Source organism: Exiguobacterium acetylicum DSM 20416, assembly GCF_000702605.1.
Classification (GTDB): domain Bacteria; phylum Bacillota; class Bacilli; order Exiguobacteriales; family Exiguobacteriaceae; genus Exiguobacterium_A; species Exiguobacterium_A acetylicum.
The window spans coordinates 1,909,258-1,923,308 of record NZ_JNIR01000001.1 but is presented as its reverse complement, the minus strand read 5'-3'; the positions used below and the strand labels follow the sequence as shown (position 1 = coordinate 1,923,308).

Genomic DNA, 14,051 nt, shown 5'->3' with positions numbered 1-14,051 from the left:
AGCATTGTGCCTTAGGCAAATCTACTAAAAAAGTTGAGTGGATTATAATGGAATTAGATATTTTAGATGCGCTTGGCGAAGGCTGGACCCTTACGCCAGCAGGTGGAATCACAGGAGAAGCGTACATCGCTTCAACCGGACAATCGAAGTTGTTCTTAAAACGAAATTCATCGCCGTTTTTGGCGATTTTATCCGCAGACGGAATCGTTCCGAAGTTATTATGGACGAAACGGATTTATAGTGGGGACGTCATCAGCGCCCAACAGTTCATTGAAGGGAACGAGTTAGAGCCCGAAATGATGGAACGCCCTGAAGTAGCACGTTTGCTTGGGAAAATCCATGATTCGAAGGAATTACTGTTCATGCTACAACAGCTTGATCAGCGCCCGATTGAACCTGATGAGTTATTGCGACAATGTCGTTTGTACTTCCAACCGGATGATTTAGAGGATCCGGAGCTCGTGGAACATGCGATGGTTTACCTCGAACAAAATCTGGAGCAGGTAAGAACGGATGAGCAGGTCGTTTGTCATTCAGATTTGAACCACAATAACTGGTTGACGGGAGCAGACGGTCAACTCTACCTGAACGATTGGGATGATGCGATCATTGCTGACCGTGCGTACGATCTTGGAATGATGTTATACAGTTATGTCGACGAAGCAGCTTGGCCAGAATGGTTTGAACATTATGGACATCCATTGACGAGTGATTTGAAGCGACGCATGCACTGGTATGTCGTAGCGCAAGCGGTATTATCACTCTACTGGTATGAAGATACGCGTCATCCAGATGTCGACGACAGTTATCATTTTCTTGAACAGCTACTTGAATACTCAAACGACTAAAAAGCGTGTCATTCCGAAAGGGAACGACACGCTTTTTTTGCTTAACCTTCTGCGATTTTAATTTCTTTTTCAATATCGTGACTTTCGAGATCTGCCGATCGATAAGCCTCTGTCGTCGGTAGACGTAAATCAAGTTGCGGCTTTTCTTCGAATGTGACGGTGACGTTCTTGACTGTGTAGTCAAAGACGTGACCACCACCTTCGCGGGCAGCATCGATGAAATGAAGATGATATCCGGCGACGGCGATCCCGTGACCGAATCGTGGTGTATAGTATCCGGCAAGCGTTCCTTCCGTGTGCTCGAACGTACGAGCACTTTGAGAAGCGACAGCTTCCGTAATCGGAACGAACGGCTTCTCCTGACGCGCAACGGTGCGTGTCTGAACCTCCGTGAACGTTCCATCAATCCGGATAGCATAAAAGCTATTGATCGTAGGGAGTTGTTCGTTCAGCCAGTGCTCAAACGTCGCTTTTGACATCTCTTCCGTCACGGTCAAGGTTTGTTCCGGCTCGAAACGGGTTAATGTCGCGAAAGGGGTCGTCGTCTCGGGTTGAAGCGGTCGAGCGCTACCATCTGAGCGGAGTTGATAGAACTGTCCATCGAATCCAATCATCTCACCGTCTAAGTGGTCAAACGTTCCGATACCGAAATCACGTTGATCAAGGACGGAAGCGTACGTCACTTCACTCTCGAATACGCCGTCAAGCAGTGCCATCATCGTTGAAATCTGGACGAGTGTTTTATCGTGTGCCATGTGAATCCTCCTTAGTTCAATTGATCGAGATGAACTTGTTCTCCGAGCGCGATGTTGTCACGGTAATCGATCGGCACATCAACGATGACGGGACCGTCTGTCGCGAGTGCTTCATCCATGATTGCTGCGAGTTCCGAAGGATGATTGACACGGAGTCCTTTTGCTCCAAAGCTTTCCGCATATTTGACGAGATCGACGTCACCAAATGACGTACCGGATTTCCGTTTGTATTTCATCTCTTGTTGGAACGCGACCATATCGAATCCGCTATCGCGCCAAACGAAGTGGACGAGTGGTGAGTTCAAACGGACAGCTGTCTCAAGTTCCATTGCAGAGAAGAGGAATCCGCCGTCACCTGAAATCGAGACAGCTTTCTTCCCAGGACGGACGAGTGTAGCTGCGATTGCCCATGGAAGTGCGACGCCGAGCGTTTGCATCCCGTTACTAAAGAGGAGGTGGCGTGGTTCGTACGAACGGAAGTGACGTGCCATCCAGATATAGTGTGAGCCGACATCGACCGTGACCGTGACATCGTCCGCAATTTTTTCACGTAACGTCTTCATGAAATAAAGTGGATGCGTCAATGGAGAATCCGCGACAGGAGGAACATCGCGATCGACAAGACGTTGATGTAATCCTTCAAGGAACTGAACCGAGCTTTCCGGTAATGTGAGTGGTTGCAGGCGTTCAGCGATCGCGTCGACTGTTTTCGCCATATCACCGACAAGCTCACGGTCGGGACGATAGAAATGATCAATTTCAGCACGCATTTGATCGATGTGAACAAGCGTCCGGTCGTGCGTTGGTTGGTTCCAGAATTTCGGGTCATAACCGATTGGGTCATATCCGATCGAGAGGACGAGATCGGCTTCTGCAAGTAACGCATCTCCCGGCTGATTACGGAACAATCCAACACGTCCGTAAAAATTCGATTCAAGCTCACGTGATAATGTACCGGCCGCTTGGAATGTCTGAACGACAGGGATCGAGACATTTTTGAGTAACGAACGAATCGCATGTACGACGTCTGGTTGACTCGCGCGCATACCGAGTAACAAGACAGGGAGTTTTGCATCTTGAATCAGACGGGCTGTTTCGTCGACCCATGCTTCTGGTGCCACACCAAGCTTTGGTGCTTCGACCGCACGGAACGCCGTGACGTTCGCTTCGCTTAGCCCGACGTCTTGCGGGATACTGACGAAAGCAGCTCCAGCTGTCGTTTCAGCTGTTCGGAAAGCATTCGATAATACTTCTGGAATGTTGTCGGCATCTTGCACTTCCGCACTGAAGTTCGTAATCGGTGTAAAGAGTGCCTGGTTGTCCATTGACTGATGTGTTCGTTTTAAACGATCGGCTCGCGTGACAGCTCCGGCAATTGCGACAACAGGGTCACCTTCAGAGTTCGCTGTCACAAGACCAGTCGCTAAATTCGATGCCCCAGGACCAGATGTCACAAGGACAACACCCGGTTTGTCCGTTAAGCGTCCGATGGCTTGAGCCATGAAGGCAGCATTTTGTTCGTGCCGTGCAACGATGAGTTCAGGTCCCCGGTCCTGTAACACATTGAAGACGGAATCGATTTTGGCGCCGGGAATACCGAAGATGTAATCGACACCCTGCTCGATGAGTGAATCGACGACTAGGTCCGCACCTGTTTTCTTCTGTACTAGTTCTTTTGAATCACTGTTTTTATTTTCGTTCATTACAATTCTCCTTTTTACCAACGTTTTTGGTGTTCGATAGCTGTAATAAATTATCTGTTTCAAAAAAAGTATACATCTGTTTCATGGTAAAACCAACCTAAAATCGTTTAGAAAATAAAAAAAGTACCTTGTGTACGATTACACAAGGTACAGAGATTGCTCTTATTCGACGTCGACTTTTCCGAAAGTCGCCCAGACGAACAAAGCAGTGATTCCCAATACGAGAACGATGGGAGATGCCCAACTAATCAAGAAATCATCCACAGGATAGCCCTCCTTTTCGGTTCTTACGTACCTTAAGTGTATTAGAATGCTCACTATTTCTCAAGTGACGAACTGCTGAACATTCTTCGAAAGGAAATGAAGAAGTTCTTATATAATTACCCGAATCATGATAAACTTATCTGCGGATAATTTAAGTTTGGAAAGGATGAACGATAGTGCGTTTACGACATAAACCATGGGCGCAGGATTATATGAAGGAACAATCCTCGATCTATATAGCAGAACCAGCATCTCTTAAAGGAGCATGGGCTAGCGAGTTCAAAAATGATAATCCGATCTATATCGAAGTGGGATCAGGGAAAGGAGCCTTCATTACCGGAATGGCGCACCAACACCCGGATGTCAACTTCATCGCGATTGAATTATTCGAAAGCGTTGCCGTGACAATCGTTCAAAAATTGGTCGAGACACCACAATCGAACGTTCGCGTCTTGACGGTCGATGCAAAAGACCTACGTGATTACTTTGAAAAAGGCGAAGTGGCCCGCGTGTACTTGAACTTCTCTGATCCATGGCCAAAGACACGTCATGCGAAACGCCGTTTGACGTATAAAACATTCCTCTCGACATATGAAGATATTTTACCGGCGAAAGGGCAAATCCATTTCAAGACAGATAATCGGAAGTTGTTTGAATCGAGTTTGATGACGATGTCAGCATACGGCATGCGCTTCGACTGGATGTCGCTTGATTTACATGCGAATGAACCGGAAGATAACGTCCGAACAGAGTACGAAGAGCGTTTTTCATCAATGGGTCAACCGATTTATCGGATGGAAGCAACGTACCAAAATTAATTTAGACAAAAAGTTTTCTTATTTTCCTGGTATTTCTTTCACACTTTTTTCTTATTAATTGGTACAATGTTGTTGACTGAAGAACTTGTACTTATAGGTAAAGGGGGAATTTGGGGATGTGGCAGAAAAGCTTAGCCTTCGTAACGGCGCTCTTTCTCGCGTTAAGTATCGGTCAATCGGTACTTGCTGCGGTTGATACCTCAGAAATGACGAAAGCATTAAATGAGGAATTACCAACGACGCATTACGATTATAAAAAAGGTTCGGTCGAAATCGAGGATCCGAAGACGTTCACGAATGAAAAAGGAGAAGAAGTCATTGGCGGAATCGCTGTCATCGAGACAGTCCGTGACGGCATCTTCATCACGATCAAACGTGAAATCCACTTCTTCAATGCCGATAGCGGTAAATTGTTGACGAGTGCCGATGCTGCAAAAGTTGATGGCGTAAAAGAATACATCGACAGCAACTCGGATAATCTTCAACAAAAAGTCGTCTACTGGTTACCGATGCTCTTGATGTTGTTGATCATCGCTGTACCAGCGGTCATCTTATACATCGTTGTTCCACGTCTATACTCGACGACGGAATACATGAACCCGATCTACGAACGCAACGACAACCCGCGTTAATCAAGAAAAAAAGCCTCTATCCAATCGGATAGGGGCTTTTCTCATGCAAGCAATACAAAGATGAAAGCAAGTATGGCAGGCAAGCCTTGTTTGAGTAAAATAGAGCGATTGGCAGTCGCGGCACCATAAAGCGCAGCGATGATGACACACGCTAAAAAGAACAATTGGACAGCGACATCCTCACGAATCAGACCGAATACTAATCCGGCTGCTAAAAACCCATTATATAAGCCTTGATTCGCAAAAAGTGTGCGAATTTGTTGTGATGCAACAGCTTCGTCCGTTAAGCCGAACGTTCGACGAGCCGCTTTGGAAGAAAGAAAGAACATTTCAAGTGCTAAAATATAAAAGTGTTCCAAAGCAACGAGGATAACGAACAGCGTAGCAAGAATCGACATGAATCATACCTCCTTTACATGAACGTGGAAAAAAGACCGTACTTCGTCGATCGAAGCACGGTCTTTTGATTAAGCGTATTCGAGTAAAGCGCCGGTTTCGGCATCAACTGTGAATTGATACGTTTTTTCGTCATCACCTTCAAGGACCGAGATGCCACCTTTGTAGCTTTGGTAGTCACGCGACTCATATGCGTAAGCCTCTGGTGTTGCAGAGATCCATGCACCTTGGACACGTCCTTTTGCTGAAAATGTGCGTTTCGTGATTTCGAGCGCTTCCTCGGCAGAAAGTTGTTTGTTATCAACGGCTTTCTTCACTGCGAAAGCGGCGACGACAGCTGCTGCCAATCCGATAATCCAATAGCGTTTTTTCATTAAAATTCCCCTCCTTACAGGTTCTATTCCTACTGTACCGAATAATTCGTTCAGAGAGAAACAAAAGGTTAAGTGATAGAAGCAATTTTTTTGTATAATGAGAAGCAGGAGGCGATACATATGAATGAAAAAACGAGAGAGTTATTTCGAACACTGACGGAATTAAATGGGGCACCGGGGTTTGAGCACGACGTTCGTCAGTTCGTTCGCGAACGCATCACACCTGTCACGGATGAGATCGTTACGGATGGACTCGGTTCGATTTTCGGAAAACGAACAGGCGATGTGACAGGACCGAAAGTCATGGTTGCCGGGCACATGGACGAAGTGGCATTCATGGTGACGCAAATCACGAAGAACGGAATGTTACGGATTCAACCGCTCGGTGGCTGGTGGAGCCAAGTGTTGCTTGCGCAACGCTTCTCGATCTGTACGGACAACGGTGTCATCCCTGGTGTTATCGCATCGATTCCACCACACTTATTGACAGAAGAAGTACGCAATAAGCCAATGGCGATCAAAGACATGTTCATCGATATCGGTGCGGACTCCAAAGAAGAGGCGGAATCGTTCGGAGTACGTCCAGGTATCCCTGCCGTACCATTCTTCCCGTTCACACCGATGGCGAATCCGAAGAAGATCATGGCGAAAGCATGGGATAACCGCTATGGTGTCGGAATGGCGATTGAATTGCTGGAAGAGACGACAGCGGCGGATCATCCGAACATTTTGTTCTCGGGTGCAACGGTTCAAGAAGAAGTTGGATTGCGCGGTGCGCAAACAGCGACAGCACTCATCGATCCCGATGTCGCGTTCGTCGTCGACGCTTCTCCTGCCAATGATGCATCAGGAGACAAAACGGAATTCGGTCAACTCGGACAAGGACCATTGCTTCGAATTAAAGACAGTGTCATGATCCTCTCAAAAGAGATGACGGATTACGTCCTCGATACGGCAGAATCGAACAAAATCCCGTACCAATACTATGTCGGTGCAGGTGGGACCGATGGTGGTGTCATCCATCGTTCGAATAATGGGATTCCAACGACAGTCGTTGGCTTACCAGCACGCTACATCCATACGCATGCATCGATCATGCATACAGATGATTATGATGCGGCGAAGGAATTGCTTCGGAAACTCGTCACGAATCTCGATGCGACAACGCTCGCGACGCTACAAGTCAAGTGAATGACATGACAGACAGTGGATGTGAATCCGCTGTCTGTTTTTGTTTAATAAGAATGATGTAAATACTAACTGTCTTGTCAGTTGAAAAAACAATGTAGTCGGATAGAAAGGAGATTTGATATAATGATACGCGATGTTAAGAAAAGGACGTGACAAGATGTTCAAACAAAAAGGGATTTCACTTAGCCCTAAAGTATATTTCATAACCGTATTAAGTTATATGGCACTTGGCTTGTTTAGTTCGTTGATCATGGGTCTCATCATCCGGACGATTGGTGAAGGACTGGTCGATCGTGGTGTAGAGGCGAAGTTTCTCATTCAGTTAGGAGAGCAGGCGATCGCGCTAACGGGACCAGCAATCGGTGTGGCCGTAGCGTTTGCACTTGAGGCACCACCGCTGATCTTGTTCGCAGCAGTTGCCGTTGGTGCGTTCGGATATGAAGCAGGAGGACCAGCAGGTAGTTACATTGCAACGCTTCTTGCGACAGAGATCGGAAAACTCGTTTCAAAGACGACGCGACTTGATATTTTATTGACGCCGTTCGTTACGTTACTAGCTGGATTCGTTGCCGGACGTTACGCAGGGAAGTGGATTGGAAAAGGCATGACGGATCTGGGCGAGTTGATTCGTTGGGGAACGGAACGCGAACCATTATTCATGGGAATTTTCGTTGCTACCGTCATGGGTCTTGCATTGACAGCGCCGATTTCGAGTGCTGCGCTTGGAATCATGCTTGGTTTGGATGGACTTGCTGCAGGGGCGGCGACGATCGGTTGTGCGGCACAGATGATTGGATTTGGCGTCATCAGTTACCGTGATAACGGAATCGGTGGTGTGGTTGCCCAAGGGATTGGAACATCGATGTTACAAGTAGGGAATATCATTCGAAATCCTTGGATTCTTCTACCACCGACGGTAGCCGGTGCTATACTAGCGCCATTCGCGACTGTTCTGTTAATGCTTGAGAGCAATCCAGAAGGTTCTGGTATGGGTACGAGCGGATTCGTTGGTCCGTTGATGTTATTAAAAACGATGGGGTTCGAAATGGAGTATTACCTAGCAGTTGCTGTCCTCTGTTTCCTTGCGCCTGGTATCATCAGTTATTTCATCTATCGTGTCTTACGACGCTTTGGGCGAATTCAAGATGGCGACTTAAAAATCGAATATTAAGTACAAAAAGCTGATTCTAAAGGATATGCCTGTTTGACCGGATGGTGGACGAACAAGCATATGACTTTTTGAATCAGCTTTTTTCATAAAGAGAATCCAAATGAACTTGAATAAAAACTCGTAAAGAAAACGTAGAGATAAATGAGATAAAGTGGAGTCAAATACCGCATGCGTACGACGGGTAATTTTCGAGCGAGTCGTTTTCCGAGTGCTTCGAGTAAAATGATGATCGCAAAACCGATGACTAAATACAAAAAGATTTCGGGTAAGCTCCGTTCGGAATCGATGAAAGAATAGCCGTAACGTAAACAACTTGTCATGCCGATGAAGCCGACGAAGCGTTCGAACGGATGTTTGATTGGTTGATCTGCCATAGTGAAGTCCTTTCCAGGTGTTTTCTAGTTGCAGTATAGCAAACCAAGCACGAAAACGCACAGCCACAATTGAATATGCTATGATGAGAGCAATGACTTCTAGGGAAATCAAAGGAGGAAATCATCATGAAAACATTACAATCCAAACAAGAATTCGATACAGCAAAACAAGGAAATGCCGTCTTTTTATTCTCAGCAAACTGGTGCCCGGATTGCCGCTTCTTAGATCCGTTCATGCCGGAAATCGAACAAACATTTAACGGCTTCGAGTTTTACTATGTCGATCGTGACGATCATATTGAAATTGCCCAGGAAATGGACATCTTCGGAATTCCAAGTTTTGTTGCGTTCCGCGATGGTGAAGAGACAGGGCGTTATGTTGGGAAAGAGCGGAAAACACCAGAACAGGTGACAGCATTTTTAGAGACGGTTTAAGAAAAAAGCGAGCGCTGACTCGCTTTTTTTTCATGATAGAAAGGATGAATTCGAATGGAACTACAACAAATCCGAAGAATGATGACACAAACATTTGAAGAAGAAGGGTACACGACGTATTTCGATCGTGAAAAGTCTGTATTACGAATTGAGCGAAAGCACGATAAATCAGGCGTTGATGTCGGATTGAATCCGCTTGTCGCAAAAGCAAAACGAAGAGGTGTCATCGCGGTCGAAGAGACGATCGAATATATCCGTGCTGTACTCGGACAAACGGATCAAATCTCACTCGTTGGACAAGAACAAAAAATCTTTCCCGTCATTCGCGCTAAATCGTTTGCCGATACGACAAAAGAAGGAAAGACGCTCGTCAGTACACCACATACGGGCGAGACGAAAATCATGTACGCACTCGATTTAGGAGCGACGTATCGTTTGATTGATGAGGAGTTACTGGCATCTGCAGAGTGGACAGCTGAACAGTTATCAGAAGCAGCGCGTTTTAATGTGAAATCGCTTGATGCGCCATTCAAACAAGACGAAGTCGCAGGGAATATCTTTTATTTCTTGAGTCTCGGTGACGGATACGAGGCGAGTCGTGTTTTGAACAAGACGTTATTAGCCGATTATGCGGCGCAAATCGAAGGAGAATTCGCTGTCGGGATTCCGCATCAGGATGTCCTGATTTTCGCTGATATTCGGAATGATGCCGGATATGATGTCTTACAGCAACTGATGTTTGACTTCTTCTCGAACGGTCGTGTCCCGGTCACGGCATTACCATTCTTATATGAAGATGGCAATCTAGAACCGGTCTTCGTCCTTGCGAAAAACAAGCAGCCGAAAGAGTGAAGAATCTGATACAATAGGCATTGTGAGAAAGACGGAAGGGAGTCATGGATTGAATGAATGTGTTTTATAATAAAGAGGGCGTCGGCGACGTCTTAATGATTATTTTGGAAGACGCACCACGTGCGGAAGTGACAGCGACTCGTGAAGGAGACGTAGCAATTATCAAGCATGGTGATCGTGTCGTCGGTTACAACCTGTTTGATGCTTCGACTACATTTACGATCGAGACACAAGGACCGGTTGAATTGACGGAAGAATTGGCAACACGCATCCAAAAGGAACTGGCGAGTCGAGATATCAAATTGTCACTCGAACAAGTGGATTATTCTCCGAAATTCGTTGTTGGGTTCGTTGCTTCTTGCGAGAAGCATCCGGATGCTGATAAATTATCGGTCTGTCAGGTAGAAGTAGATAACGGAACTTTACAAATCGTTTGTGGAGCACCGAATGTAGCGGCGGGTCAAAAAGTAGTCGTTGCTAAACCAGGAGCGGTCATGCCGTCTGGGTTAATCATCCGTCCTTCGGCGTTACGCGGCGTACCATCAAGCGGTATGCTCTGCTCAGCGCGTGAGCTCGGGCTTGTCGATGCACCACAAGAAAAAGGGATTCTTGTACTCGATGATACAAAAGCAGTAGGGGAAGCATTCTCAATCGGTCGATGATTCGACCGATTTTTTAACAAGATGGAGGGGTGAACGTATGAGTAATCGTTATGAACAGTCACTAAAAGAGCAGGCTGCCCGGATTCGTCGAGAGCTTGCAGGGGAACGTGAGACAAAGCCGGTAGAACGTCCGAAAAAAGAGGAGCGTGAAGATCGCTTCGTTTTAACGGATGTTCCTTCACCGATTTATGGATTCCAACGTCCGAAGCAATCTGCATCGGAAACCGTAAAAGCTACGGAAGAAACGGAAACGAGTGAGCAGGTTTCGGAAACAGTGGAAGAGGGAAATACCGATGAGGTTGCTTTGACGGATCAAGAACTGATCGCGCCAGAAGTCGTAGTAGACGAAGCGGAAGCAGATGCTGGTCTTGTACCGGTGACGGACGTCGAATTGCTCGTACCGGAACCTCACACAAGTGAAGAACTCGTGAGAGAAGAAGTACCGACCGTAACGGAAGTAGAAGAAACGGACGTAATTGAAACCTCTTCCAACAGTGAGACCGTGGAACACTCAACTGTTCCGAAAGAAGTCGTATTAGACGAAGCGGAAGCAGATGCTGGTCTTGTACCGGTGACGGACGTCGAATTACTCGTACCGGAACCTCACAAAAGTGAAGAACTCGTGAGAGAAGAAGTACCGACCGTAACGGAAGTAGAAGAAACGGACGTAACTGAAACATCTTCCAACAGTGAGACGATGGAACAATCAGCTATTACGACAGAGGCATCAAATGAAGCGTCTGCTGATGAAAAAGAAGCTGAGCAACAATTGGAGAGCTTCGAACCGATTCTTGATACATCTGCTATTGAAGTAGATCAAGATTCATCTGTTACCGAGGTGGATAAACCTGTTCAGTCGGAAGTGAAAAAACCGGTCGGACCGCCTGTCAACGTCGTCATGACAACGAAAGACTTGATGGCGATGTATCGAGCACGTCGCGAGCAAAATAATTTACATGGTAAAAAATAAATCGGTTTGCTATAATGGTACAGGTTTTGTACCCGAGCCCGATGGTACGGACCGGAACGTGAATTGGAGGGCTTTTATATGACAAAGTATCATTTTGTTGGAATCAAAGGAACGGGGATGAGTGCGCTCGCCCAAGTACTACATGAGATGAATCATGAGGTACAAGGTTCAGACATCGAAAAGCACATTTTTACTGAAGACGCGTTACGAGCTAAGGGAATTCCATTTTTCCCGTTCAATGCGGATAACATCAAAGAAGACTACGTCATCATCCAAGGGAATGCCTTTGGGGATGATCATCCAGAAATCGCACGGACAAATGAACTTGGTTTAACCATCCATCATTATTACGATTTCTTAGGACACTTAGCAAATGAATATCGTTCAGTCGCCATTACAGGCTCACACGGAAAAACGTCGACGACAGGTTTGCTTTCACACGTCTTAAGTGGAATCACACCAACGGCTTTCTTGATCGGAGACGGTACAGGAGCAGGTGTAGAGGATGCGAAGGCATTTGTCTTCGAGGCATGTGAATACAAACGTCACTTCTTATATTACAAGCCGGACTACGCTATCATGACGAATATCGACTTCGATCATTCGGATTATTTCACAGGAATCGATGACGTCGTTTCGGCATTCCAAGAGATGGCGATGCAGGTTAAGCAAGCGATCGTTGCTTGTGGAGATGATGAGCATCTTCAAAACATTCAAGCGAATGTACCTGTTCTCTATTATGGATTTGGAGAAAACAATGATTTCCGCGCAGAAAACGCGACGTCAACGCCAGACGGTACATCATTTGATGTCTATTTACGTGATGATTTCTACGGCACGTTCCTCATTCCAGGATTCGGTCGTCATCATGTCTTGAATGCACTTTCTGTCATTGCGATCTGTCAGTACGAAGGATTGAGCAAAGACGACGTTGCTGAACGTTTAGCTACATTTGGTGGTGTGAAACGCCGCTTTAGTGAGTCGGAATTCGGCACACAAATCCTAGTAGATGATTACGCGCACCATCCGAAGGAAATCAGCGCAACGATTGAGTCGGCACGAAAGAAATATCCGGACCGTGAAGTCATTGCGATTTTCCAACCGCATACGTACACACGCTTAAAATCATTCATGGATGATTTCGCGACTTCTTTACGTGAAGCAGATGCGACATATCTATGCGAAATCTTTGGATCGGCACGTGAGCAGGAAGGGCAAGTTCGCGTCGAAGATTTACAAGAGAAGATTCCGCAAGCTTCTATTCTGACACGCGACAACGTTTCTGTCCTACGTCAGCATGAAAATGCTGTGCTTCTGTTCATGGGAGCAGGCGATATCCAAACGTACCAGCACCAATACCAAAGTGTAAAATAAATAACCGATCAAAAAGTGTCACTCGACTGGAGTGGCACTTTTTTTGTCGTAATTTTGAATTATGATAATAATTTCAAAAAACCGATGAGGAAAATCTAAAATAGGATTGCATCTTGAAATAAAGTTTGAAATAGTGTGTATGTGTTGAAGTTATTAACAGAAAGGAAAGACACCATGGGACAGATTTTACTCATCTTATTGCTCCAGTTGATTTACGTTCCTGTATTGACATTACGGACGATCATGCTCGTCAAAGGGCGGACGGTCATCGCCGGATTATTTGGAACGGTTGAAACATTAATTTACATTTTTGCACTAGGAATCGTGTTCCAAGACTTAACGACACTCGGTATGGTCGTTTATGCGCTCGGATTTGGTCTAGGAATACTCGTCGGTGGATATGTCGAACGAAAACTCGCCATCGGTTACAATATGATTCAAGTGCATACGCAAGAATTTCCAGCGGAACTGATTCAAGTCATTCGTGATAATGGATTTGGTGTGACACATTATCAAGGACAAGGACGCGACGGTGTCCGTTACCGGTTAGATGTTCTTGCAGCCCGAACACGTATGAAAGTGTTACGTAATCTCGTTGAGGAATACGAGCCAAAGGCCTTCCTCGTTGCCTTTGATTCCGTTGACTTTAAAGGTGGCTACATGTTGAAAGGTCTAAAACGCCCTCGTTGAATGACTCTTCCTGAAAATGATGTTTATCCTTTGTTATTTAAGGATAAAGATGAAGTAGGACGTCATTTGAAATCAGGAAAGGGGAATGTCAGATGATTAGTAATCATGCAAAATCAGCTTTAAATCAACAGGTAGCAAACTATGGAGTACTGTTCGTTAAACTCCACAATTATCATTGGTACATTAAAGGACCAGATTTCTTAACACTTCACGAGAAGCTCGAAGAACTGTATACATGGGTGTCTGAACAATATGATGTCGTTGCGGAACGTCTCCTAATGAATAACGGAACACCTTCTGCGACACTGAAAGAGTATTTAGAGCAAACGACGCTTGAAGAAGCGAAATCGGGGTTATCGGCAGATGAAATGATTGATTCTGTCATCAAAGACTTCCAACAAGTCCGAAAAGAGATGCTCGATGCGATTGAACATCTTGAGGCACAAGACGTGACGGTTGAAGATGATCTGCTTGGTCAAGCGAAGGAAATCGAAAAACAAATTTGGATGCTTCGTGCGACATTGAAAAAATAAGTTAAAGAA

The 14,051-nt window shown here is 45.7% G+C and carries 18 protein-coding genes; 12 read left to right on the top strand and 6 right to left on the bottom strand.

All coding sequences use genetic code 11. The annotated features are described in order from the left end of the window. Positions 1-47 precede the first annotated feature (47 nt). Entirely contained in the window at positions 48-848 is an 801-nt protein-coding gene (locus P401_RS0110300; protein ID WP_029342373.1) for a phosphotransferase family protein, read from the top strand. Positions 849-889: 41 nt separating this feature from the next. Here P401_RS0110300 and budA read toward each other — a convergent pair whose 3' ends face one another. The 3 genes from budA to cydS form a co-directional block, all read right to left on the bottom strand. Next, positions 890-1,603 carry an acetolactate decarboxylase gene (budA, locus tag P401_RS0110295; protein WP_034786078.1) on the bottom strand — a complete coding sequence of 238 codons (714 nt, stop codon included), beginning with the start codon at positions 1,601-1,603 and terminating at the stop codon, positions 890-892. Positions 1,604-1,614: 11 nt separating this feature from the next. Next, positions 1,615-3,306 carry an acetolactate synthase AlsS gene (gene alsS, locus P401_RS0110290; RefSeq protein ID WP_029342371.1) on the bottom strand — a complete coding sequence of 564 codons (1,692 nt, stop codon included), beginning with the start codon at positions 3,304-3,306 and terminating at the stop codon, positions 1,615-1,617. A gap of 162 nt (positions 3,307-3,468) precedes the next feature. Beyond that, positions 3,469-3,570: a cytochrome bd oxidase small subunit CydS gene (gene cydS, locus P401_RS19160; protein WP_023469087.1), complete on the bottom strand. Its 102-nt coding sequence runs from the start codon at positions 3,568-3,570 to the stop codon at positions 3,469-3,471. A gap of 176 nt (positions 3,571-3,746) precedes the next feature. Between cydS and trmB the strand changes: the two genes are divergently transcribed. Next, the gene (gene trmB, locus P401_RS0110280; RefSeq protein WP_029342370.1) at positions 3,747-4,388 is read left to right on the top strand and encodes a tRNA (guanosine(46)-N7)-methyltransferase TrmB; all 642 of its coding nucleotides are present in this window, start codon (positions 3,747-3,749) and stop codon (positions 4,386-4,388) included. Positions 4,389-4,504: 116 nt separating this feature from the next. Next, on the top strand, positions 4,505-5,020 hold the full coding sequence (locus P401_RS0110275) for a hypothetical protein (RefSeq protein WP_029342369.1): 516 nt from the start codon (positions 4,505-4,507) through the stop codon (positions 5,018-5,020). 41 nt (positions 5,021-5,061) lie between these two features. Here P401_RS0110275 and P401_RS0110270 read toward each other — a convergent pair whose 3' ends face one another. Together P401_RS0110270 and P401_RS0110265 are read right to left on the bottom strand one after the other, a co-directional pair. Beyond that, positions 5,062-5,418 carry a DUF1304 domain-containing protein gene (locus P401_RS0110270; protein WP_029342368.1) on the bottom strand — a complete coding sequence of 119 codons (357 nt, stop codon included), beginning with the start codon at positions 5,416-5,418 and terminating at the stop codon, positions 5,062-5,064. 69 nt (positions 5,419-5,487) lie between these two features. Beyond that, positions 5,488-5,790 carry a PepSY domain-containing protein gene (locus tag P401_RS0110265; RefSeq protein ID WP_012371126.1) on the bottom strand — a complete coding sequence of 101 codons (303 nt, stop codon included), beginning with the start codon at positions 5,788-5,790 and terminating at the stop codon, positions 5,488-5,490. A 120-nt stretch (positions 5,791-5,910) separates the two neighbouring features. On the opposite strand from P401_RS0110265, the gene P401_RS0110260 reads away from it, so the two are divergent. Further along, on the top strand, positions 5,911-6,981 hold the full coding sequence (locus P401_RS0110260) for a M42 family metallopeptidase (RefSeq protein WP_029342367.1): 1,071 nt from the start codon (positions 5,911-5,913) through the stop codon (positions 6,979-6,981). Between the two features lie 157 nt (positions 6,982-7,138). After that, positions 7,139-8,152: a PTS transporter subunit IIC gene (locus P401_RS0110255; RefSeq protein ID WP_029342366.1), complete on the top strand. Its 1,014-nt coding sequence runs from the start codon at positions 7,139-7,141 to the stop codon at positions 8,150-8,152. 83 nt (positions 8,153-8,235) lie between these two features. Here P401_RS0110255 and P401_RS0110250 read toward each other — a convergent pair whose 3' ends face one another. Then, entirely contained in the window at positions 8,236-8,526 is a 291-nt protein-coding gene (locus P401_RS0110250) for a hypothetical protein (protein ID WP_029342365.1), read from the bottom strand. A gap of 126 nt (positions 8,527-8,652) precedes the next feature. Between P401_RS0110250 and P401_RS0110245 the strand changes: the two genes are divergently transcribed. The 7 genes from P401_RS0110245 to P401_RS0110215 all read left to right on the top strand — a co-directional run bounded on the left by P401_RS0110245 (position 8,653) and on the right by P401_RS0110215 (position 14,042). Continuing rightward, positions 8,653-8,961: a thioredoxin family protein gene (locus tag P401_RS0110245; protein ID WP_023469079.1), complete on the top strand. Its 309-nt coding sequence runs from the start codon at positions 8,653-8,655 to the stop codon at positions 8,959-8,961. A 54-nt stretch (positions 8,962-9,015) separates the two neighbouring features. After that, on the top strand, positions 9,016-9,813 hold the full coding sequence (locus P401_RS0110240; protein WP_029342364.1) for a DUF1444 domain-containing protein: 798 nt from the start codon (positions 9,016-9,018) through the stop codon (positions 9,811-9,813). Positions 9,814-9,866: 53 nt separating this feature from the next. Beyond that, entirely contained in the window at positions 9,867-10,475 is a 609-nt protein-coding gene (ytpR, locus tag P401_RS0110235) for a YtpR family tRNA-binding protein (RefSeq protein ID WP_029342363.1), read from the top strand. Between the two features lie 37 nt (positions 10,476-10,512). Next, positions 10,513-11,445: a hypothetical protein gene (locus tag P401_RS0110230; RefSeq protein ID WP_029342362.1), complete on the top strand. Its 933-nt coding sequence runs from the start codon at positions 10,513-10,515 to the stop codon at positions 11,443-11,445. 78 nt (positions 11,446-11,523) lie between these two features. Next, positions 11,524-12,819 (top strand): UDP-N-acetylmuramate--L-alanine ligase, encoded by a 1,296-nt coding sequence (gene murC, locus P401_RS0110225; protein ID WP_029342361.1) that lies wholly within the window; start codon positions 11,524-11,526, stop codon positions 12,817-12,819. A 174-nt stretch (positions 12,820-12,993) separates the two neighbouring features. Next, positions 12,994-13,509 carry a DUF2179 domain-containing protein gene (locus P401_RS0110220; RefSeq protein ID WP_023469074.1) on the top strand — a complete coding sequence of 172 codons (516 nt, stop codon included), beginning with the start codon at positions 12,994-12,996 and terminating at the stop codon, positions 13,507-13,509. A 92-nt stretch (positions 13,510-13,601) separates the two neighbouring features. Next, positions 13,602-14,042, top strand: coding sequence for a Dps family protein (locus tag P401_RS0110215; protein ID WP_023469073.1), 441 nt, complete (start codon positions 13,602-13,604; stop codon positions 14,040-14,042). The last annotated feature ends 9 nt before the right edge of the window (positions 14,043-14,051 follow it).

Excerpts from the sequence above, each read along its gene's own strand:
- P401_RS0110250 (WP_029342365.1), bottom strand. The coding sequence starts at position 8,526 with ATGGCAGATCAACCAATCAAACATCCGTTCGAACGCTTCGTCGGCTTC.
- P401_RS0110245 (WP_023469079.1), top strand. The coding sequence starts at position 8,653 with ATGAAAACATTACAATCCAAACAAGAATTCGATACAGCAAAACAAGGA.
- ytpR (WP_029342363.1), top strand. The coding sequence starts at position 9,867 with ATGAATGTGTTTTATAATAAAGAGGGCGTCGGCGACGTCTTAATGATT.
- P401_RS0110230 (WP_029342362.1), top strand. The coding sequence starts at position 10,513 with ATGAGTAATCGTTATGAACAGTCACTAAAAGAGCAGGCTGCCCGGATT.
- budA (WP_034786078.1), bottom strand. The coding sequence starts at position 1,603 with ATGGCACACGATAAAACACTCGTCCAGATTTCAACGATGATGGCACTG.
- P401_RS0110240 (WP_029342364.1), top strand. The coding sequence starts at position 9,016 with ATGGAACTACAACAAATCCGAAGAATGATGACACAAACATTTGAAGAA.
- P401_RS0110220 (WP_023469074.1), top strand. The coding sequence starts at position 12,994 with ATGGGACAGATTTTACTCATCTTATTGCTCCAGTTGATTTACGTTCCT.
- P401_RS0110275 (WP_029342369.1), top strand. The coding sequence starts at position 4,505 with ATGTGGCAGAAAAGCTTAGCCTTCGTAACGGCGCTCTTTCTCGCGTTA.
- murC (WP_029342361.1), top strand. The coding sequence starts at position 11,524 with ATGACAAAGTATCATTTTGTTGGAATCAAAGGAACGGGGATGAGTGCG.
- P401_RS0110215 (WP_023469073.1), top strand. The coding sequence starts at position 13,602 with ATGATTAGTAATCATGCAAAATCAGCTTTAAATCAACAGGTAGCAAAC.
- P401_RS0110270 (WP_029342368.1), bottom strand. The coding sequence starts at position 5,418 with ATGTCGATTCTTGCTACGCTGTTCGTTATCCTCGTTGCTTTGGAACAC.
- P401_RS0110300 (WP_029342373.1), top strand. The coding sequence starts at position 48 with ATGGAATTAGATATTTTAGATGCGCTTGGCGAAGGCTGGACCCTTACG.
- P401_RS0110255 (WP_029342366.1), top strand. The coding sequence starts at position 7,139 with ATGTTCAAACAAAAAGGGATTTCACTTAGCCCTAAAGTATATTTCATA.
- P401_RS0110260 (WP_029342367.1), top strand. The coding sequence starts at position 5,911 with ATGAATGAAAAAACGAGAGAGTTATTTCGAACACTGACGGAATTAAAT.
- alsS (WP_029342371.1), bottom strand. The coding sequence starts at position 3,306 with ATGAACGAAAATAAAAACAGTGATTCAAAAGAACTAGTACAGAAGAAA.
- P401_RS0110265 (WP_012371126.1), bottom strand. The coding sequence starts at position 5,790 with ATGAAAAAACGCTATTGGATTATCGGATTGGCAGCAGCTGTCGTCGCC.